Genomic DNA, 495 nt, shown 5'->3' with positions numbered 1-495 from the left:
CATCATGAAGCGTGGCGAGAAGGTCTACGCCGCGAACTGCGCGGCCTGCCACCAGGCCAACGGCAAGGGCGCGGGCCCGATCAAGCCGCTCGACGGTTCGGCCATCGTGCTGGACGCCGACCACACCAAGCAACTGCAGGTGGTGCTCCACGGCGCGGCCAACGGCGCCATGCCTTCGTGGAAGCAATTGAGCGACACCGATCTGGCCGCCGTGGTCAGCTACACCAAGAATTCGTGGTCCAACAAGACCGGCCAGCTGGTGCAGCCTGCTGAAGTCCTGGCACAGCGCAGCAAGTAATCAGCGTCGAAAAGCATTGAGGAATCCAATATGAGCGCAGTTCTCGACAACCACGGGCACGCTGGCGACCACGCACACGACGGCCACCATCACCACCACGGCCCGACGGGTTGGCGCCGCTGGCTGTTCGCCACCAACCACAAGGACATCGGTACGCTGTACCTGCTGTTCTCGTTCACCATGCTGATGATCGGCGG

1 protein-coding gene is annotated in these 495 nt (G+C 63.2%); it reads left to right on the top strand.

The window, feature by feature from the left end; all coding sequences use genetic code 11:
* On the top strand, positions 1-298 hold a 298-nt coding region (locus QZH66_RS14855), incomplete at its 5' end, for a cytochrome c (RefSeq protein WP_305806693.1).
* Between the last annotated feature and the right edge of the window lie 197 nt (positions 299-495).

Source organism: Stenotrophomonas sp. YIM B06876 (assembly GCF_030711595.1).
Taxonomy (GTDB): Bacteria; Pseudomonadota; Gammaproteobacteria; order Xanthomonadales; family Xanthomonadaceae; genus Stenotrophomonas.
This window is presented reverse-complemented; position numbering and strand designations above follow the sequence as displayed.